Below are 19,897 nucleotides of genomic sequence, written 5' to 3' on the forward strand. Positions count from 1 at the left end.
CCCCACGATTCCCCCCCACCCATGGAAGGGACACCATGGTCACACGCACCCTGAGCAGACTCACCAAGGTCCTGCTGGCCCCCGCCCTCGCGCTGGGCGCCACCATCGGCCTCGCCTCCGCCCCCGCCTCGGCCGCCGTCTGGAACTCCTGCGACCAGTGGGGCAACACCAGCCTGAACGGCTACACCCTCTACAACAACATCTGGGGCTCCGGCGCCGGCAGCCAGTGCTTCTGGGCCAACTCCGGCACCAACTGGGGCGTCTGGGCCAACCACCCCAACACCGGCGGCATCAAGTCGTACCCCAACTCCAAGAAGGTGATCAACAAGACGATCACCTCCATCGGCTCGCTCAGCAGCAGCTACAACGTCACCGTCCCGTCCACGGGCGCGTACAACTCGTCGTACGACATCTGGGACACGGACTACGACTACGAGACCATGCTGTGGGTCAACTACAACGGCAACGTGGGCGCGCTCGGCAGCTTCCAGCAGAGCGTCACGCTCGGCGGCCACAGCTGGAACGTCTACAAGGGCCGCGCCTACCGGGCCGACGGCACCTACTGGGACGTCTTCTCGTTCCTGCGCACCTCCGACTCCACCTCCGGCACGGTCCAGATCCTCCCCATCCTGAAGTGGATCAAGGACACCAAGGGCTGGATGGGCAACGAGACCATCGGCGACGTGCAGTTCGGCTTCGAGATCACCTCGTCGTCCGGCGGTCTGGACTTCCGGACCAACAACCTCACGGTAAGCAGTAGTTGAGAATCCGGGGGGCCGTCCGCGGGGCGGCTCCCCGTCCGTGCGCGGGTGCGGTTTCATGAACCCATGCGCCTCACCACCCCCCTCCGTCACACCCTGGTCGCCGCTGCCGCCACAGCCGCCCTGCTGACCGCGCCCGGCACCGCCACCGCCGCCCCCCGGCCGGCCGGAATCTCGGCGTCGGCCCTGCACCCCGTGGCCGCCCTCTCCGCCGAGCGCCTCGCCACCGCCGACCTGGTCGCGGCCGCCAAGTGGGGCACCGACAGCCCCATCGACGACCCCGCCCGCGAGCAGCAGGTCCTCGACACCGTCGCCGCCCTGGCCGAACAGGCCGGCGCCGACCCCGACGAGGTCCGGGAGGTCTTCCGCGATCAGATCGAGGCCAACAAGATCGTTCAGCGCGGCCTCTTCCGCCGCTGGACCGCCCACCCCGACCAGGCCCCGACCAGCCGCCCCGACCTCGCCGTCGTCCGGCAGACGATCAACCGGATCAACACCGACCTCGTCACCGCCCTGGCCGCCACCGCCCCCGAGCGCACCACGCCCGTGTGCCGTCCCGAGCTGGCCCTCGCCGTCCTCCAGGTCCACCACGAGCGGCACCCGGACGCCCTGCACACCCGCGCCCTCGTCCGCTCCCTGGCCTCCGTCTGCCGCTGACGCCCGCCCACGCCGAACGCGGCCGGTCCCTCCCCTCCCGGAACCGGCCGCGTCCTTGCGCGCGACGCGCCTACTCCGCCACCGGCAGCCGCGCCCCGTCCCGCAGGAACAGCGGGATCCGGTCCAGCGGGGCGTCGACCGTCACGGCCGCACCGCCCTCGTACGTCTCACCCGTCCACGCGTCCGTCCAGCGCGCGCCCGCCGGGAGGTGGACCGTGCGGACCGTGGCCCCCGCCGTCAGCACCGGCGCGACCAGCAGCTCCCCGCCGAAGAGGTAGGAGTCGTCCACCGACCAGGCCGCCGGGTCCTCGGGGAACTCCAGGAACAGCGGCCGCATCACCGGCAGCCCTTCCTCGTGCGCCTCCCGCATGACCTTCAGGACGTACGGCTTCAGCCGCTCGCGCAGCCGCAGATACCGCTCCATGATCGCGCCGGCCTCCTCGCCGTACGACCACACCTCGTTCGGGCCGCCCGTCATGGCGGGGCCGAGCGGCATGCCCGGGTCGCGGAAGCCGTGCAGGCGCATCAGCGGGGACAGCGCGCCGAACTGGAACCAGCGGACCATCACCTCCCGGTACGCCGGGTCGTCCGGGTCGCCGCCGTGGAAGCCGCCGATGTCCGTGTTCCACCACGGGATACCCGACAGCGAGGTGTTCAGGCCGGCCGCGATCTGGCGGCGCAGGGTCGCGAAGTCGGTACCGATGTCCCCGGACCACAGGGCGGCGCCGTAGCGCTGGCTGCCCGCCCACGCCGACCGGTTGAGGGTGATGACCTCCTCCTCGCCGGACGCCTTCAGGCCCTCGTAGAAGGCGCGGGAGTTCTCGACCGGGTAGATGTTGCCGACCTCCAGGCCCGGGCCCGCCCAGTAGCGCAGGTTCTCCTGGAAGCCCGGCTTCAGCTCCGGCTCGCAGGCGTCCAGCCAGAACGCCGTGATGCCGTACGGGACGAGGTAGTTGTCCCGCACCCTGGACCACACGAAGTCCCGCGCCTCGGGGTTGGTGGCGTCGTAGAAGGCCACCTGGACGGTGGAGGCGACCTCCTTGTCGGGCCAGTCGGCGTGCGCGAGCGGACCGTACTGGGTGCCGATGAAGTAGCCGCGCTGCTCCATCACCGGGTGGTTCTCGCTCAGCGGCGACACCGACGGCCAGACGCTGACGACCAGCTTGATGCCCAGCTCGTCCAGTTCCCGGACCATCGCCGCCGGGTCCGGCCACTCCGTCGGGTCGAACTTCCACTCGCCCAGGTGCGTCCAGTGGAAGAAGTCGCAGACGATCGCGTCGATCGGCAGGTTCCGGCGCTTGTACTCCCGGGCCACGGCGAGCAGCTCGTCCTGGGTGCGGTAGCGCAGCTTGCACTGCCAGAAGCCCGCCGCCCACTCCGGCAGCATCGGCGTGCGGCCCGTCACCGCGCTGTAGCGGCGCTGGGCGTCGGCCGGGGCGCCGGCCGTGATCCAGTAGTCGATCTGCCGGGCCGAGTCGGCGACCCACCGGGTGCCGTTGCCGGCCAGCTCCACCCGGCCGATCGCCGGGTTGTTCCACAGCAGGGTGTAGCCCCGGCTGGAGGTGAGCACCGGGATGCCGACCTCGGCGTTGCGCTGCACCAGGTCCAGCACCAGGCCCTTCTGGTCCAGCCGCCCGTGCTGGTGCTGGCCCAGGCCGTACAGCTTCTCGTCGTCGTAGGCCGCGAACCGCTGCTCCAGGCGGTGGTAGCCGTTGCCGACGGCCGTGTAGAGGCGGGGGCCGGGCCACCAGAAGTGGGCGCGCTCCTCGGCGAGCAGCTCCTCACCGGTGGCGGTGTCCAGGAAGCGGATCAGGCCCTCGTCGTCCACCTCGACGGTCAGCGCGCCGACGGTCAGCAGGCCCCGCCCGCCCTCGATCTTGACGGTGCTCTCCGTGGCCGGGGCGGTGTCGAGCAGGGCGCCCGGCAGCCCTTCGAGGACCGGCCCGCCGAGCCGGGCCCGCACACGTGCCGCGTCCGGGCCCCACGGCTCGACACGGACGGTCTCCTGGCGGCCGCTCCACTCCAGCGCGCCGTCCCGTTCCCGGAACGTGCCGACCGTGGGGGAGGACTGGGCCAGGCTCACCTTGGGCTGGACTTCGGGGGGCTGATTCACGAGGCGTACTCCTGATGAAGACATGAGGATGCCCCCGCAGGGGCCACACGGGAGGTACTGCTCAGGAAGCGGCGGGTCCGGAGCTCGCCCGGACCGTCAGCTCGGGCGCGATCAGCACGATGTCGTCGCTGCCCCGCCCGTCGAGCTTGGCCACCAGGTGTTCCACGGCGCGCCGGCCCATCTCCTGCGCGGGGATGGCGACGGAGGTCAGCCGCACCGAGGCCTGGACGGCGACCTGGTCCGGGCAGATCGCCACCACCGACACGTCCTCGGGCACGGCCCGGCCCTGCTGGCGCAGCAGCGCGAGGAGCGGTTCGACCGCCGACTCGTTCTGCACCACGAACCCCGTGGTGCCCGGGCGTTCGTCGAGGATCCGGGCCAGGGTCACGGCCATCGCGTCGTAGCCGCCCTCGCACGGCCGGTGCAGCACCCGCAGGCCCAGCTCCCGGGCCCGTGAGCGCAGTCCGTCGAGGGTGAGTTCGGCGAAGCCGGTGTGCCGCTCGTAGACCGCGGGGGCCTCGCCTATGACAGCGATGTCGTGGTGGCCGAGCATCGCCAGGTGCTCCAGGCACAGTGCGCCGGTCGCGCTCCAGTCGAGGTCGACGCAAGTCAGGCCGCTGGTGTCGGCGGGCAGCCCGATCAGGACCGACGGCTGGTCGGTGCCGCGCAGCAACGGCAGCCGTTCGTCGTTGAGCTGCACGTCCATGAGGATCATCGCGTCGGCCAGGCCGCTGCCGGTGACGCGGCGGACGGCGTCCGGACCCTCCTCGCCGGTGAGCAGCAGGACGTCGTAGCCGTGGGTGCGGGCGGTGGTGGCCACCGCGATGGCGATCTCCATCATCACCGGCACGTACATGTCGGTGCGCAGCGGGATCATCAGCGCGATGATGTTCGACCTGCTGCTGGCCAGGGCCCGCGCCCCGGCGTTCGGGTGGTAGCCGAGTTCACGGATGCTCTGCTCGACCCGCTGCCGGGTGGTCGCGGAGATGGACCGCTTACCGCTGAGGACATAGCTCACCGTGCTCGCCGAGACTCCGGCGTGCTGGGCGACCTCGGCGAGGGTGACCATCCAGCTCTCCAAGTTTGTGAAGCGCTTCGACAGTGCGCGGTGCGAACGGGGGTGGGTGAGGTTGGTTCGACAGTAGCTCTAGCGAGGGTGGGTGTCCATAGGTTGTCGAAGCGCTTCGACAGCTTTTCCCGCGGCGGTGTCCGACGCCTGCGTCCCGGGGCGGGTGCCGCCCGCCCCGCCCCGCCGCCGGGGCCGTGCCGCCGCCCCGCCCCCGCCCCCGTCCGCTGTCGTCCGCGCCCCGGGCCGTGCCCCCGCCCGCCCGTCACCCGGTCGGGCGAGGGGGTAGCGATGGTGCGGCGTCCGTCGTGTGCTCGGCAAGTGCCGCGTCGTGTCGCCCCGCCCAGATCTGAACGGACGCGCGAGGGGTGGTGGCTTCGCCCCGGATCGGGTACCAACGATCCAGTAGGACCCGTCGGTAACCAATTCTGGTCCGAGATCCCGATTCGCGGCGAGGTGAGCCTCATGTCCGCACCACCCCTCAAGAAACCCGTCGTCACGGAGCGTGAGGCACGCCAGGTGGCCGAGGCCGCCCGCGAGCAGCACTGGCGCAAGCCGAGCTTCGCCAAGGAACTCTTCCTCGGCCGCTTCCGCCTCGACCTCATCCACCCCCATCCGCTGCCCACCGACGAGGCCGTACGGCGTGGCGAGCAGTTCCTCGTCAAGCTGCGCGACTTCTGCGAGACACGGGTGGACGGCGCCCGGATCGAGCGCGAGGCGCGGATCCCGGACGACGTCGTCGACGGTCTGAAGGAACTCGGCGCCTTCGGCATGAAGATCGAGCCCAAGTACGGCGGACTCGGCCTCACCCAGGTGTACTACAACAAGGCACTCGCCCTGGCCGGCTCGGCGAGCCCGGCGATCGGCGTGCTGCTGTCGGCACACCAGTCCATCGGCGTCCCCCAGCCGCTGAAACTGTTCGGCACGCCCGAGCAGAAGGAGAAGTTCCTGCCGCGGTGCGCCCGCACCGACATCAGCGCCTTCCTCCTCACCGAGCCGGACGTCGGCTCCGACCCGGCCCGGCTCGCGACGAGCGCGGTGCCCGACGGCGACGACTACGTCCTCGACGGGGTGAAGCTGTGGACCACCAACGGCGTGGTCGCCGACCTGCTGGTCGTCATGGCCAGGGTGCCGAGGTCCGAGGGCCATCCGGGCGGCATCACCGCCTTCGTCGTGGAGAGCTCCTCGCCCGGCATCACCGTCGAGAACCGCAACGCCTTCATGGGCCTGCGCGGCATCGAGAACGGCGTCACCCGCTTCCACCAGGTGCGGGTCCCCGCCGCCCACCGCATCGGCCCCGAGGGCGCCGGCCTGAAGATCGCGCTGACCACCCTCAACACCGGCCGGCTCTCCCTGCCCGCGTCCTGCGTCGCGGCCGGCAAGTGGTGCCTGAAGATCGCCCGGGAGTGGTCGGCGGCCCGCGAGCAGTGGGGCAAGCCGATCGCCCAGCACGAGGCGGTCGGGGCGAAGATCTCCTTCATCGCGGCGACCACCTTCGCCCTGGAGGCCGTCCTGGACCTGTCGAGCCAGATGGCCGACGAGGACCGCAACGACATCCGCATCGAGGGCGCCCTGGCCAAGCTCTTCGCCTCCGAGATGGGCTGGCGCATGGCCGACGAGCTGGTCCAGATCCGCGGTGGCCGCGGCTTCGAGACCGCGGAGTCGCTCGCGGCCCGTGGCGAGCGCGCGGTCCCCGCCGAACAACTCCTGCGCGACCTGCGCATCAACCGCATCTTCGAGGGCTCCACGGAGATCATGCACCTGCTGATCGCCCGCGAGGCCGTCGACGCCCACCTCGCGGTCGCCGGCGACCTCATCGACCCCGACAAGTCCCTCCAGGACAAGGCGAAAGCGGGCGCGAACGCGGGCGTCTTCTACGCCAAGTGGCTGCCGAAGCTCATCGCGGGCCCCGGTCAACTGCCCTCCTCGTACACGGAGTTCAAGCACGACGTCGACCTCTCCCCGCACCTGCGCTACGTCGAGCGCCACGCCCGCAAGCTCGCCCGCTCGACCTTCTACGCCATGTCCCGCTGGCAGGGCCGGATGGAGACCAAGCAGGGCTTCCTCGGCCGGATCGTCGACATCGGCGCCGAGCTGTTCGCGATGAGCGCGGCCTGCGTCCGCGCCGAGCTGCTGCGCTCGCGCGGCGAGAACGGCCGCGAGGCCTACCAGCTCGCCGACGTCTTCTGCCGCCAGTCCCGCATCCGCGTCGAGGAGTTGTTCACCCGTCTGTGGTCCAACACCGACGACATCGACCGCAAGGTCGTCAAGGGCGTCCTCGCCGGCACCTACACCTGGCTGGAACAGGGCGTCGTCGATCCGTCGGGCGAGGGCCCCTGGATCGCCGACACCACACCCGGCCCGAGCAGCAGGGAGAACGTCCACCGCCCGATCCGGTGAGCGGACGAGGGGTGTCCCCCCCCCGTGCGGGGGACACCCTGTCCTGCCGTCCGGCCGTTGCGGCCACAATGGGGGGATGAGCGACAGTCCAGCCCCCCTCGCCGATCCACACCTCGTCCACGATCCCGTCACGGGCGACGGACCCAAGGACGTGGTGGTCCTCGGCTCCACCGGCTCGATCGGCACCCAGGCCATCGACCTCGTGCTGCGCAACCCGGACCGCTTCCGCGTGACCGGCCTGTCCGCCCACGGCGGCCGGGTCGCCCTCCTCGCCGAGCAGGCCCACCGGCTGCGGGTGCGGACCGTCGCGGTCGCCCGCGAGGACGTCGTACCGGCGCTGCGCGAGGCGCTCACCGCCGAGTACGGCGCCGGGGAGCCGCTCCCCGAGATCCTCGCCGGCCCGGACGCGGCCACCGAACTCGCCGCCTCCGACTGCCACACGGTGCTGAACGGCATCACCGGCTCCATCGGCCTCGCGCCCACCCTCGCCGCCCTGGAGGCGGGCCGCACCCTCGCGCTCGCCAACAAGGAGTCGCTCATCGTCGGCGGCCCGCTGGTCAAGGCGCTCGCCAAGCCCGGGCAGATCATCCCGGTGGACTCCGAGCACGCGGCCCTCTTCCAGGCCCTCGCCGCCGGCACCCGCGCCGACGTCCGCAAGCTCGTCGTCACCGCGTCCGGCGGCCCCTTCCGCGGCCGTACCAAGGAGGACCTGGCGCACGTCACCGTCGAGGACGCCCTCGCCCACCCCACCTGGGCCATGGGCCCCGTGATCACGATCAACTCCGCGACCCTCGTCAACAAGGGCCTGGAGGTCATCGAGGCGCACCTGCTCTACGACATTCCCTTCGACCGCATTGAGGTCGTCGTGCATCCCCAGTCGTATGTCCACTCGATGGTTGAGTTCACAGACGGATCGACACTGGCCCAGGCGACGCCCCCCGACATGCGCGGGCCCATCGCCATCGGCCTCGGCTGGCCCGAGCGCGTGCCCGACGCGGCCCCCGCCTTCGACTGGAGCACCGCGTCGACGTGGGAGTTCTTCCCGCTCGACGACGAGGCCTTCCCCTCGGTGAACCTCGCCCGGCACGTCGGCGAGCTCGCGGGGACCGCCCCGGCGGTGTTCAATGCCGCCAATGAGGAGTGCGTGGAGGCGTTCCGCCAGGGCGCGCTGCCGTTCAACGGGATCATGGAGACCGTCACCCGGGTCGTCGAGGAACACGGCACGCCGGTCACGGGAACCTCACTGACCGTGTCGGACGTCCTCGAAGCGGAGACCTGGGCCCGGGCCCGGGCCCGGGAACTGACAGCACAGACGGCGACGGCGGAGGCCCGTTGATGACGTCCCTGATGATGATCCTCGGCATAGTCGTCTTCGTGGTCGGCCTGCTGGTCTCGATCGCCTGGCACGAACTGGGACACCTGTCGACGGCCAAGCTCTTCGGTATCCGCGTCCCGCAGTACATGGTCGGCTTCGGCCCGACCATCTGGTCCCGCCGCAAGGGCGAGACCGAGTACGGCATCAAGGCGATCCCGTTCGGCGGCTACATCCGCATGATCGGCATGTTCCCGCCCGGCGACGACGGCCGGATCACCGCCCGCTCCACCTCACCGTGGCGCGGCATGATCGAGGACGCCCGCTCCGCCGCGTTCGAGGAGCTCAAGCCCGGCGACGAGACCCGCCTCTTCTACACGCGCAAGCCGTGGAAGCGGGTCATCGTGATGTTCGCGGGCCCCTTCATGAACCTGGTGCTGGCGGTGGCGCTGTTCCTCACGGTCCTGATGGGCTTCGGCATCTCCCAGCAGACCACCACGGTCAGCTCGGTCTCCCAGTGCGTCATCAAGCAGAGCGAGAACCGCGACACCTGCAAGTCCGGCGACCCCGCCTCCCCGGCCGCCGCGGCCGGCCTGAAGGCGGGCGACAAGATCGTCTCCTTCGCCGGGGTCCGCACGGACGACTGGAACGAACTGTCCGACCTCATCCGCGCCAACCCCGACAGGACCGTCCCGGTCGTCGTCCAGCGCGACGGCGAGGACGTCACCCTGACGGCGACCATCGCCACCAACCAGGTCGCCAAGAAGGACTCCAGCGGCCAGATCGTCGAGGGCGAGTACGTCACCGCCGGCTTCCTCGGCTTCAGCGCCGCCACCGGCATCGTCAAACAGGACTTCGGGGAGTCCCTGACCTGGATGGGCGACCGGATCGGCGAGGCCGTCGACTCCCTCGCCGCCCTGCCCGGCAAGATCCCCGCCCTGTGGAACGCGGCCTTCGACGGCGCCCCCCGCGAACCCGACTCGCCCATGGGCGTGGTCGGCGCGGCCCGCGTCGGCGGCGAGATCTTCACCCTCGACATCCCGGCCACCCAGCAGCTGGCGATGGCGTTGATGCTGGTCGCGGGCTTCAACCTGTCCCTGTTCCTGTTCAACATGCTCCCGCTGCTCCCGCTCGACGGCGGACACATCGCGGGCGCCCTGTGGGAGTCGCTGCGCCGCAACACGGCGAAGGTGCTGAAGCGGCCGGACCCGGGCCCGTTCGACGTGGCGAAGCTGATGCCGGTCGCCTACGTCGTGGCCGGGATCTTCATCTGCTTCACGATCCTCGTCCTCATCGCGGACGTGGTGAACCCCGTGCGCATCTCCTAGCCCGTACGGCATTCAGGGCGGCCGGACACCCCTCGGGGTCCGGCCGCCCCCCTATGAGTGGGTTTACGAGTGGGATGTGCTCGCGCCGACGCCTGTGCCGTAATCTCGGATGCCGGAGCCCGCTAGCTCACGGGACCGGACCTTGATCCACGACTTGGGGTTGCACAGCAGATGACTGCGATTTCTCTCGGCATGCCGTCCGTTCCTACCAAGCTCGCCGAGCGCCGCAAGAGCCGGCAGATCCAGGTCGGCTCCGTGGCGGTCGGCGGGGACGCCCCGGTGTCCGTGCAGTCGATGACCACGACCCGTACGTCCGACATCGGCGCCACCCTCCAGCAGATCGCCGAGCTGACCGCCTCCGGCTGCCAGATCGTCCGCGTCGCCTGCCCCACCCAGGACGACGCCGACGCCCTCGCCACCATCGCCCGCAAGTCGCAGATCCCGGTCATCGCGGACATCCACTTCCAGCCCAAGTACGTCTTCGCGGCCATCGAGGCCGGCTGCGCCGCGGTCCGCGTGAACCCCGGCAACATCAAGCAGTTCGACGACAAGGTCAGGGAGATCGCCAAGGCGGCCAAGGACCACGGCACCCCGATCCGCATCGGTGTGAACGCGGGCTCGCTGGACCGGCGCCTGCTGCAGAAGTACGGCAAGGCCACCCCCGAGGCCCTCGTCGAGTCCGCCCTGTGGGAGGCGTCGCTCTTCGAGGAGCACGACTTCCGGGAGATCAAGATCTCCGTCAAGCACAACGACCCGGTCGTGATGATCGAGGCCTACCGCCAGCTCGCCGCCCAGTGCGACTACCCCCTCCACCTCGGCGTGACCGAGGCCGGCCCCGCCTTCCAGGGCACGATCAAGTCGGCGGTGGCCTTCGGCGCGCTGCTCAGCCAGGGCATCGGCGACACCATCCGCGTCTCGCTGAGCGCGCCTCCGGCCGAGGAGGTCAAGGTCGGCATCCAGATCCTGGAGTCCCTCAACCTCAAGCAGCGCGGCCTGGAGATCGTCTCCTGCCCGTCCTGCGGCCGCGCCCAGGTCGACGTCTACAAGCTGGCCGAGGAGGTCACCGCCGGCCTCACCGGCATGGAGGTCCCGCTGCGCGTGGCCGTCATGGGCTGTGTGGTGAACGGCCCGGGCGAGGCCCGCGAGGCCGACCTCGGCGTCGCCTCCGGCAACGGCAAGGGCCAGATCTTCGTCAAGGGCGAGGTCATCAAGACCGTCCCCGAGTCCAAGATCGTCGAGACCCTCATCGAGGAGGCCATGAAGCTGGCCGCGCAGATGGAGGCGGAGGGCGTGACGTCCGGCGAGCCGTCGGTGGCGGTGGCGGGCTGACGGCCTTCCCGAGCGCCGGTGGGGGTGGCGGTGGCAGGCTGACGGGCCTCCCGAGCGCCGGCGGCCTTCCGGAGCGCCGGTGAGGGCGGCCCGGCCCGTCCGGCGCTCGAGGACGAGGCCCGTCCAGGGCCGCAGCGGAAGTCCGCAGCGAAAGTCCGGGGCGGCAGTACCCGGAAGACGGCACGACCGCCGGCCCCGAGCGCACGGCACCACCACGACGCCGCCCGGCTTCCGCGGGTACAGTGCGGAGATCAGGCAGACCCGAGTGTGAGGCCCCGCACGTGTTGACGCAGACCACCTCCCGGGTCCTCGAACCGAGCGACCTGGACGCCGCGCTCGCCGTCCTGGACCGCGAGCCGGTCACGAACGCTTTCGTGACGGCCCGCGTACAGGTCGCGGGCCTGGACCCGTGGCGCCTCGGCGGCGAGATGTGGGGCTGGTACGAGGACGGGATGCTGACGTCCCTGTGCTACGCCGGCGCCAACCTCGTCCCGATCTGCGCCACTCCGCGCGCCGTCCGCGCCTTCGCCGACCGCGCCCGCCGGGCCGGCCGCCGCTGCTCCTCCATCGTCGGCCCCGCCGAATCCACCGCCCGGCTCTGGCGCCTGCTCGAACCCCACTGGGGCCCGGCCCGCGACGTCCGCGCCCACCAGCCGCTGATGGTCACCGACCGCATGCCCGCCGACATCGCTCCGGATCCGTACGTCCGCCGCATCCGCAAGGACGAGATGGACACGATCATGCCGGCGTGCGTGGCGATGTTCACCGAGGAGGTCGGCGTCTCCCCGATGGCGGGCGACGGCGGTCTGCTCTACCAGGCCCGCGTCGCCGAACTCGTCGGCTCCGGCCGCTCCTTCGCCCGCCTCGACGAGCGGGGCAGGGTCGTCTTCAAGGCGGAGATCGGCGCCGCCACACCGCAGGCCTGCCAGATCCAGGGCGTGTGGGTGGCCCCCGAGTACCGGGGCCGGGGCCTGGCGGCCCCCGGCATGGCGGCCGTCCTGCGCTACGCCCTGGCGGACGTGGCCCCGGTGGTGAGCCTCTACGTCAACGACTTCAACACGGCGGCGAGGCGGACGTATCAGCGGGTGGGCTTCCAAGAGGTGGGCGCGTTCATGAGCGTGCTGTTCTGAGAGCGCTGTTCCGAGAGCGCTGTTCCGCGCGTGCTGTTTGCGGCCAACACCCCCAGGAGGGTCGGGAAACCGCGCGATCGACCACAAACAACCGGCACCCCGCACACCACCGGAACCCCCCTGTAGGCTCCCCGCATGGACCTCGTCATCGGCCCCCTGGACCTCCCAGCCCACGTGGACGAGGCCTTGGCCGTCCAGGCCGTCGCCTTCGGCCTCGGCCCGGACGAGGTGGCCGTACGCCGCCAGATCGTCATCCGCCACATGACCTACGCCGGAGCCCGCGCCCTCGGCGCGTGGACCGCGCAGGGCCGCCTGGCCGGTTTCGTCTACGGCATGCCCAACGACCGTACCCACTGGTGGTCCACGGTCGTCGAGCCCTACCTGCGGGCCGGCGGCAACGACCACTGGCTCGACGACTCCTTCGTCATCACGGAGCTCCACGTCCACCCCGCCTACCAGAACCGCGGCGCCGGCCGGGCCCTGATCACCAGCATCACGGACGACGCCACCGAACCCCGCTCGATCCTCTCCGCGATCGACACGGAGAGCCCCGCCAGAGCCCTCTACCGCTCCCTCGGCTACCAGGACCTGGCCCGCAACGTCCTCTTCCCGAGCGCGCCCCGCCCGTACGCGGTGATGGGGGCCCCGCTCCCGCTGCGCCGCAAGCACGGCTGACCGATTTCCGGCGACCGCGCGCTCCCGGATAACCTCCTAGCCATCACCTTCCCCCGCTCCCGGGCCGCGCTCGGGCAGGGAACCCCATCCGGCAGGAGTACGAGAACCATGGCGAACGCACCGGTCCAGCGCATGTCCCAGTTGATGGCGAAGACCCTGCGCGACGACCCCGCCGACGCCGAGGTCCTCAGCCACAAGCTCCTCGTCCGCGCCGGCTACGTCCGCCGCACCGCCGCCGGCATCTGGACCTGGCTGCCGCTCGGCAAGAAGGTCCTCGCCAACGTGGAGCGCATCGTCCGCGAGGAGATGGACGCCATCGGCGCCCAGGAGGTGCTGCTCCCCGCCCTGCTGCCGAGGGAGCCGTACGAGGCGACCGGCCGCTGGGACGAGTACGGCGCGGAGCTGTTCCGGCTCCAGGACCGCAAGGGCGGCGACTACCTGCTCGGCCCGACCCACGAGGAGATCTTCACGCTGATCGTGAAGGACCAGGCCTCCTCCTACAAGGACCTGCCGGTCATCCTCTACCAGATCCAGACCAAGTTCCGTGACGAGGCCCGCCCCCGGGCCGGCATCCTGCGCGGCCGTGAGTTCCTGATGAAGGACTCCTACTCCTTCGACACGGAGGACGAGGGCCTCGCCCGGTCGTACGCCCTGCACCGCCAGGCCTACCAGAAGGTGTTCGAGCGTCTCGGCCTCGACTACCGCATCTGCGCCGCGACCGCCGGCGCGATGGGCGGCTCCAAGTCGGAGGAGTTCCTCGCCCCGGCCGGCGCCGGCGAGGACACCTTCGCCGACTGCCCGAACTGCGACTTCGCGGCCAACACCGAGGCGATCACCTACGAGCTGAAGCCGGTGGACGCCGCCGACGTCCCCGCGGCCGAGGAGATCCCGACCCCGGACACCCCGACCATCGAGACCCTCGCGGCCTCCCTCGGCGTCCCGGCCTCCACGACGCTGAAGAACCTCCTCGTCAAGGTCGACGGCGAGATCGTCGCCGTCGGCGTGCCCGGCGACCGCGAGGTCGACATGGACAAGGTGGAGGCGCACTTCGCCCCGGCCGTCGTCGAGATGGTCACCGAGGCGGACTTCGCGGGCCGCCCGGACCTGGTCCGGGGCTATGTCGGCCCGCAGGGCCTGGGGGAGAAGGTCACCTACATCGCCGACCCGCGCGTGGCCCCCGGCACGGCCTGGATCACCGGCGCGAACAAGGCGCACACGCACGCCAGGAACGTCGTCGCCGGCCGCGACTTCGAGGTCGGCGCGTACGTCGACGTCGTGGTCGTCCAGGAGGGCGACCCCTGCCCGAACTGCGGCACCGGCCTCAAGCTGGACCGCGCCATCGAGATCGGCCACATCTTCCAGCTCGGCCGCAAGTACGCCGACGCCCTCAAGCTCGACGTCCTCGGCCAGAACGGCAAGCCGGTCCGCGTCACCATGGGCTCCTACGGCATCGGCGTCTCCCGCGCGGTCGCGGCCCTCGCCGAGCAGACCGCCGACGACAAGGGCCTGTGCTGGCCCGCCGAGGTGGCCCCGGCCGACGTGCACGTGGTCGCCGCCGGCAAGGCCCTCCAGACCGAACTGGCCCTCGACGTCTCCGAGAAGCTGCGGGCGGCGGGTCTGCGCGTCCTGGTCGACGACCGGGCCGGGGTCTCGCCGGGCGTGAAGTTCACCGACTCCGAGCTGATCGGCGTACCGAAGATCCTCGTCGCGGGCCGCCGTTCGGCCGAGGGCGTCCTGGAGCTGAAGGACCGCAGGACCGGTGAGCGCGAGGAGCTGACGGTGGACGAGGCGATCGCCCGCCTGACGGCGTCGGCGCGTTAGGACACCCCGGACATCTCTCAGGCCGTTCCCCGGCCGTAGGACGTGACAGAGCGTCACTACGGAGGGGAACGGTCATGACCACGAGGGAACGAGGCGCCGCCGCGGCGGGGGCTTCACCCTCGGACCGGCGTCGGCGGGTCAGAGCCAGCCCGCGAACTCCAGCAGCAGCTCCGCGTCCCGCGCCCGTCCCACGCGCCGCGCCCGCACCCCCGACTCCACCGCCCGGAACAGCGTCCAGCCGCGCAGCCGCTCCTGGTCCACCTCCAGCGACTCCGCGAGCCGCTTCACCCGCCGCCGGGTCGTCGCCGCCCCGGACGGCGAGGCGATCAGGTCCTCCACCCGGTCCCGCACCAGCCGCGCCAGGTCGAAGGCACACTCGCCGACCACCGGATCCGGCCCCACCGCCAGCCACGGCATCCGCTCACCGGCCAGCACCTTGCTCTGCCGGAACGTGCCGTGCAGCAGCCGCTGCTCGGGCGGCGCTGCCAGCAACTCCTCGCGGGCCGCGAGCGCGGCGTCCACCAGTGGGGCCACCTCGGCGTCCGCGCTCGCCCGCATCGCCGCCGCCTGCCGCCCGGTCCGCCCGGCCACGGACTCGAAGACCGTCCCGGCCGGCGGCTCCACCCACAGCCGCCGCAGCGTCCCCGCCGCCTCCAGCAGCGCCTTGGCCTCCGGCAACGACCGCACCGACACATCCGGATGCAGCCGCTCCAGCACCAGCACCCCCTCAGCCCCGGACGGCTCCAGCAGCTGGACGGCGCCCAGACCGCCCCAGTGCGCGAGCGCGGCCCGCTCCGCCTCCGGCCGGAACCGGGGCGGCGCCAGCTTCAGCACGGCCGGGGTCCCGTCGGGGTAACGCACCAACACCACCAGGCTGCTGCGCCCACCCGGCACCTGCACCCGCTCGACGGTCAACTCCCGTTCGGAGACCGCACGTTGAGCCATCGCGGACAGTTTTCCCAGCCAGTCGTCACCATCGGGTGCCGTCTCACCGAGCGCCCTGACCAGACGCTGCGGCGGTTCGAAAGCCATGCGCGCGTCGTCCCTTCGTGGTCTCGGTGTTCCGCTGCCCACCGCTCACGCCGTGGGCGTTCGCGCCGGTGCCTCTGTCGCTGTTCCCGTTCTGGTTCCTGTTCCCGCCCCTGCCCCTGATCCTTCTGTCGCCGCCGTCGAGGCGGAGGGCCCGGCCCCGGTCGCGGCCGGATCCGTGTCCGCCCGCTCGACGAGACCAGGGAAGGCTACGCTCCCACCGCGCCAGCGCACCGCCCGCACCGCCGCCTCCCGCAACGCCCCGGCGGCCTCCCGGCGCCGAGCGCCCCCCGCCGCCCGCACCAGGTCGGAGTAGACCCCGGCGACACGATCCTCCAACTCGGCGGCGAGCCGGACCGCCGCCGCCGCGTCCGGCACCGGGAACGGCAGCGCGTAGGCGGCGCTCGCGGCGACCGGCTCGGCGCCCAGGTCACGCACCTCGCGCGCCAGCGCGTCCCGCCGCGCCCGGTGCGCGTCGTACGCCGCCCGTGCCTGCGCGCGCCGCTCCTCGGCCACCCGGCCGCCGACGACGCCGTACCCGTACACCGCCGCGTGCTCGGCGGCCAGCGCGGCCTGCAAGGCCGTCAGCTCGGGCCGCTTCTGCTCGCCGCTCATCGCGCCCCCTCCGTCAGCAGGTACGCGTGCGCCGCCCCGGCCGCCGCCACCGAGGCCAGCAGCCGGGCCAGCTCGCCCGGCACGTCCGCCAGCGCCGCGACCCTGCGATCGGCCAGCGCCCGCTCGGCGGTGGCCAGCTGCGCGAGCGCCTCCTTCTCGGTCGGCGGGGCGGCAGCGGGCGCCGGCGCGGTCACGGACGGCGCGGAGGACGAGGCGGTCGCGGAGGGCGACGGAGCGGACGACGTCCCGCCGGTCCCCGGCGTCCCGCCCGTGTCCCCGAACGCCTCCACATGCCGTACGACTTCCGCCCGCAACGGCCCCAGCCGCGGCGCGAGCTGCGGATACGCGGCGAGCACGACGTCGTAGCGCTCCACCAGCCCGCCGCTGTCCCGGGCCGCACGCGCGCGTGCGGCTCGGGCGGCCGACCGGCCGGCGTCCGCGCTCCCCTCGCCGGAACCGCCGGAACCGGAACCGGTATCGCCCCCGGAGGAGCAGCCCACCAGCAGGGCGGCCCCGGCGGCCGAGGCGAGCACGGTTCTTCTGCGCGGCCCCGAGCGGGCGCGCGGCGGGGGATAGGGCACTACAGACGTCCTCGGGGGGTTCGTACGACAAAACGACCTGACAGGGCAGCACGCCCGTGATCACGGTACCCGCGCGTCCGTCCCGCACCACTCAGCGGCACCGGCCGCACCCGCCAGGCCGCCCGGTGGACGGCAACACCGTCCGCGACCGGATACCCTTTGACCAGACAGCGACCCATCCCACAACAGCACACGCGGCCGAGGAGTCACCCGGATGAGCACCACCCAGAGCGAGAGGCTGCGAGAACTGCTGGAACCGCTCGTCACCTCCCAGGGCCTGGATCTCGAGGAGATCGCCGTGGACTCCGTCGGGCGCAAGCGTGTGCTGCGCGTCGTCGTCGACTCCGACACCGGAGCCGACCTGGACCGGATCGCCGATGTGAGCCGTGCGCTCTCGGCGAAGCTCGACGAGACCGACGCGATGGGCGCGGGCGAGTACACCCTCGAGGTCGGCACCCCTGGCGCGGAGCGCTCCCTCACCGAGCACCGCCACTACGTGCGTGCCACGGACCGCCTGGTGAAGTTCCAGCTGCACGAGGGCGGCGAACTCGTCGCCCGCATCCTCGCCGTGGACGAGGACGGACTCGACGTCGAGGTGCCCGGAGTCAAGGGCCGCAGGGCCACCACCCGCAGACTCGCCTTCGGCGACATCGGCAAGGCACGGGTACAGGTCGAGTTCGGCCGCAAGGACAAGAAGGACATGAAGGAAGAGGAGGAGGCGTAGCCGTGGACATCGACATGAGCGCCCTGCGGGGCTTGGTTCGGGAGAAGGAGATCTCCTTCGACCTGCTGGTCGAGGCGATCGAGTCGGCCCTCCTCATCGCCTACCACCGCACCGAGGGAAGCCGCCGCCACGCGCGCGTGGAGCTCGACCGGGAGACCGGCCACGTGACGGTGTGGGCGAAGGAGGACCCCGAGGACCTGGAGGAGGGCCAGGAGCCCCGCGAGTTCGACGACACCCCGTCCGGTTTCGGCCGGATCGCGGCCACCACCGCCAAGCAGGTGATTCTCCAGCGCCTGCGCGACGCCGAGGACGACGCGACACTCGGCGAGTACGCCGGCCGCGAGGGCGACATCGTCACCGGCGTGGTCCAGCAGGGCCGCGACCCGAAGAACGTGCTCGTCGACATCGGCAAGCTCGAGGCCATCCTGCCGGTGCAGGAGCAGGTGCCCGGCGAGACCTACCCGCACGGCATGCGCCTGCGCTCGTACGTCGTCCGGGTGGCCAAGGGTGTGCGCGGCCCGTCCGTGACGCTCTCCCGCACCCACCCCAACCTGGTGAAGAAGCTCTTCGCGCTGGAGGTGCCGGAGATCGCCGACGGGTCCGTCGAGATCGCCGCCATCGCCCGCGAGGCCGGCCACCGCACCAAGATCGCCGTCCGGTCCACCCGTTCGGGCCTGAACGCCAAGGGCGCCTGCATCGGCCCCATGGGCGGCCGGGTGCGCAACGTCATGGGCGAGCTCAACGGCGAGAAGATCGACATCGTCGACTGGTCGGACGACCCGGCCGAGATGGTGGCCAACGCCCTCTCGCCGGCCCGCGTCTCGAAGGTCGAGGTCGTGGACATGTCCACCCGCTCCGCGCGCGTGACCGTGCCCGACTACCAGCTGTCCCTGGCGATCGGCAAGGAGGGCCAGAACGCCCGCCTCGCGGCCCGCCTGACCGGCTGGCGCATCGACATCCGGCCCGACACCGAGCAGGCCGGGGAATAGATCTCGGCCGCGGTTGGCTGAGATCACGACAACAAGCGTTCGCATCCTGGCCCAAAGGGGTGAGGTCGGTACGGGGAGGTAGACTTAGCTGTGTCTGGCCGGACGCACGCCGGAGCATGCCCTGAACGCACCTGTGTGGGGTGCCGGGAGCGAGCGGCCAAGACGGAGCTGCTGCGCATCGTGGCGATCGAGGACGCGTGCGTCCCCGATCCTCGCGGTACGCTGCCCGGCCGGGGTGCTTATGTGCATCCCGCTCCGGTCTGTCTCGACCAGGCGGTACGCCGCCGGGCGTTCACGCGGGCGTTGCGCGCCCCGGGAGCGCTCGACACAAAGGTGTTGCGTCAGTACGTCGAGCAGACGACCGTTGTCGAGCAGGCAACACCGTAAGAAGCGTCGCGCGGAACCCCCGTGCGGCCCTGGTACCTCGCGAGTCGAAAGCAGGTCGAGATTGCGATGAGCACTCGATGAGTACGCGATGAGTACGCCCATGAAGTAGCGACGGTCCGGCCGCAACCCGGACCTAAAAGGAGCGAAGTGGCTAAGGTCCGGGTATACGAACTCGCCAAGGAGTTCGGCGTGGAGAGCAAGGTCGTCATGGCCAAGCTCCAAGAACTCGGTGAATTCGTCCGTTCGGCGTCCTCGACGATCGAGGCGCCCGTGGTACGCAAACTGACTGACGCCTTCCAGGGTGGTGGCAGCGGCAAGTCCGCCAAGCCCGCCGCCCCGCGCAAGGCTGCCCCCAGGCCCGCCGCGCCTTCCCCGGCGCAGGCGGCACGTCCGGCCGCACCTCGGCCGGCCGCCCCCAAGCCCCCCGCGGCACAGACCCCCGCGGCCCCGGCGGCGCCCTCCGCGCCGGCCCCGGGCCCGCGTCCGGTTCCGGGCCCCAAGCCCGCGCCGCGTCCCGCCCCGGCCGCCCCGGAGTTCACCGCTCCGCCGTCGGCCCCGGCCGCGCCCAAGCCGGCCGCTCAGGGTCCGCGCCCCGGCGCCCCCAAGCCCGGCGCCCGTCCCGGTGCGCCCGGCCAGGGCCAGCAGGGCGGTCAGGCCCCGCGTCCGGCCGCCGCGCAGGGTCCGCGTCCCGGTGGCGGCGCGCCGCGTCCGGGTGCCCGTCCGGCCGGTCCGCGTCCGGGCAACAACCCCTTCACCTCCGGCGGCAACGCCGGTATGGCTCGCCCGCAGGCCCCGCGCCCGCAGGGCGGCCCGCGTCCCGGCGGCCCCGGTGGCGCTCCCGGCGCCGGTCCCCGTCCCCAGGCCCCCGGTGGCCAGGGCGGCGGTCCGCGTCCGCAGGCTCCGGGCGGTTCACGTCCGTCGCCGGCCGGCATGCCCCGTCCGCAGGGCGGCGCCCCGCGTCCCGGTGGCGGTCCCGGTGG

At 72.0% G+C, this 19,897-nt stretch carries 18 protein-coding genes; 13 read left to right on the forward strand and 5 right to left on the reverse strand.

Translation table 11 applies throughout. The features are described from left to right. Positions 1 to 35 precede the first annotated feature (35 nt). Together ALMP_RS17160 and ALMP_RS17165 are read left to right on the forward strand one after the other, a co-directional pair. Positions 36 to 764 (forward strand): hypothetical protein, encoded by a 729-nt coding sequence (locus ALMP_RS17160; RefSeq protein ID WP_264928886.1) that lies wholly within the window; start codon positions 36 to 38, stop codon positions 762 to 764. Between the two features lie 63 nt (positions 765 to 827). Then, positions 828 to 1,418 carry a chorismate mutase gene (locus tag ALMP_RS17165; RefSeq protein ID WP_264928888.1) on the forward strand — a complete coding sequence of 197 codons (591 nt, stop codon included), beginning with the start codon at positions 828 to 830 and terminating at the stop codon, positions 1,416 to 1,418. Positions 1,419 to 1,488: 70 nt separating this feature from the next. On the opposite strand, the gene ALMP_RS17170 is transcribed toward ALMP_RS17165, so the two are convergent. After that, complete coding sequence (locus tag ALMP_RS17170) at positions 1,489 to 3,531, reverse strand: glycoside hydrolase family 31 protein (RefSeq protein ID WP_264928890.1); 2,043 nt, start codon at positions 3,529 to 3,531, stop codon at positions 1,489 to 1,491. Between the two features lie 61 nt (positions 3,532 to 3,592). Next, the gene (locus tag ALMP_RS17175) at positions 3,593 to 4,600 is read right to left on the reverse strand and encodes a LacI family DNA-binding transcriptional regulator (protein WP_264928892.1); all 1,008 of its coding nucleotides are present in this window, start codon (positions 4,598 to 4,600) and stop codon (positions 3,593 to 3,595) included. Positions 4,601 to 5,062: 462 nt separating this feature from the next. Between ALMP_RS17175 and ALMP_RS17180 the strand changes: the two genes are divergently transcribed. From ALMP_RS17180 to ALMP_RS17210, 7 genes are all read left to right on the forward strand, one after another. Further along, positions 5,063 to 6,997 carry an acyl-CoA dehydrogenase family protein gene (locus ALMP_RS17180; RefSeq protein WP_264928894.1) on the forward strand — a complete coding sequence of 645 codons (1,935 nt, stop codon included), beginning with the start codon at positions 5,063 to 5,065 and terminating at the stop codon, positions 6,995 to 6,997. 76 nt (positions 6,998 to 7,073) lie between these two features. After that, on the forward strand, positions 7,074 to 8,333 hold the full coding sequence (dxr, locus tag ALMP_RS17185) for a 1-deoxy-D-xylulose-5-phosphate reductoisomerase (RefSeq protein WP_264928895.1): 1,260 nt from the start codon (positions 7,074 to 7,076) through the stop codon (positions 8,331 to 8,333). An 11-nt stretch (positions 8,334 to 8,344) separates the two neighbouring features. Next, positions 8,345 to 9,637 carry an RIP metalloprotease gene (locus tag ALMP_RS17190; RefSeq protein WP_264928917.1) on the forward strand — a complete coding sequence of 431 codons (1,293 nt, stop codon included), beginning with the start codon at positions 8,345 to 8,347 and terminating at the stop codon, positions 9,635 to 9,637. Between the two features lie 171 nt (positions 9,638 to 9,808). Next, on the forward strand, positions 9,809 to 10,966 hold the full coding sequence (ispG, locus tag ALMP_RS17195) for a flavodoxin-dependent (E)-4-hydroxy-3-methylbut-2-enyl-diphosphate synthase (protein WP_264928897.1): 1,158 nt from the start codon (positions 9,809 to 9,811) through the stop codon (positions 10,964 to 10,966). Between the two features lie 281 nt (positions 10,967 to 11,247). Further along, a complete protein-coding gene (locus tag ALMP_RS17200) occupies positions 11,248 to 12,096 on the forward strand; it encodes a GNAT family N-acetyltransferase (RefSeq protein WP_264928899.1) in 849 nt (282 codons plus the stop codon). 135 nt (positions 12,097 to 12,231) lie between these two features. After that, the gene (locus ALMP_RS17205; RefSeq protein WP_264928901.1) at positions 12,232 to 12,771 is read left to right on the forward strand and encodes a GNAT family N-acetyltransferase; all 540 of its coding nucleotides are present in this window, start codon (positions 12,232 to 12,234) and stop codon (positions 12,769 to 12,771) included. Between the two features lie 108 nt (positions 12,772 to 12,879). After that, a complete protein-coding gene (locus ALMP_RS17210) occupies positions 12,880 to 14,592 on the forward strand; it encodes a proline--tRNA ligase (protein WP_264928902.1) in 1,713 nt (570 codons plus the stop codon). Positions 14,593 to 14,730: 138 nt separating this feature from the next. Here the strand turns inward: ALMP_RS17210 and ALMP_RS17215 are convergent, their stop codons facing one another. From ALMP_RS17215 to ALMP_RS17225, 3 genes are read right to left on the reverse strand one after another with little or no spacing between them, the layout of a single operon-like run. After that, positions 14,731 to 15,624, reverse strand: a complete 894-nt coding sequence (locus ALMP_RS17215; RefSeq protein WP_264928904.1) for an aminoglycoside phosphotransferase family protein — start codon at positions 15,622 to 15,624, stop codon at positions 14,731 to 14,733. Positions 15,625 to 15,669: 45 nt separating this feature from the next. After that, on the reverse strand, positions 15,670 to 16,236 hold the full coding sequence (locus tag ALMP_RS17220; RefSeq protein ID WP_264928906.1) for a ferritin-like domain-containing protein: 567 nt from the start codon (positions 16,234 to 16,236) through the stop codon (positions 15,670 to 15,672). Continuing rightward, positions 16,233 to 16,817, reverse strand: a complete 585-nt coding sequence (locus ALMP_RS17225) for a hypothetical protein (RefSeq protein WP_264928907.1) — start codon at positions 16,815 to 16,817, stop codon at positions 16,233 to 16,235. Before ALMP_RS17225 ends, ALMP_RS17220 begins: the two co-directional genes overlap by 4 nt. A 214-nt stretch (positions 16,818 to 17,031) precedes the next feature. Between ALMP_RS17225 and rimP the strand changes: the two genes are divergently transcribed. From rimP to ALMP_RS17245, 4 genes are all read left to right on the forward strand, one after another. Then, on the forward strand, positions 17,032 to 17,541 hold the full coding sequence (gene rimP, locus ALMP_RS17230) for a ribosome maturation factor RimP (RefSeq protein ID WP_264928909.1): 510 nt from the start codon (positions 17,032 to 17,034) through the stop codon (positions 17,539 to 17,541). Between the two features lie 2 nt (positions 17,542 to 17,543). After that, positions 17,544 to 18,530 carry a transcription termination factor NusA gene (nusA, locus tag ALMP_RS17235; protein ID WP_264928910.1) on the forward strand — a complete coding sequence of 329 codons (987 nt, stop codon included), beginning with the start codon at positions 17,544 to 17,546 and terminating at the stop codon, positions 18,528 to 18,530. Between the two features lie 90 nt (positions 18,531 to 18,620). Further along, on the forward strand, positions 18,621 to 18,917 hold the full coding sequence (locus ALMP_RS17240; RefSeq protein WP_264928912.1) for a YlxR family protein: 297 nt from the start codon (positions 18,621 to 18,623) through the stop codon (positions 18,915 to 18,917). A 147-nt stretch (positions 18,918 to 19,064) separates the two neighbouring features. After that, positions 19,065 to 19,897 (forward strand): translation initiation factor IF-2 N-terminal domain-containing protein (locus ALMP_RS17245; RefSeq protein WP_264928913.1); only part of this gene is annotated, 833 nt, incomplete at its 3' end.

The sequence above is a fragment of the Streptomyces sp. A012304 genome, from assembly GCF_026008495.1.
Taxonomy (GTDB): Bacteria; Actinomycetota; Actinomycetes; order Streptomycetales; family Streptomycetaceae; genus Streptomyces.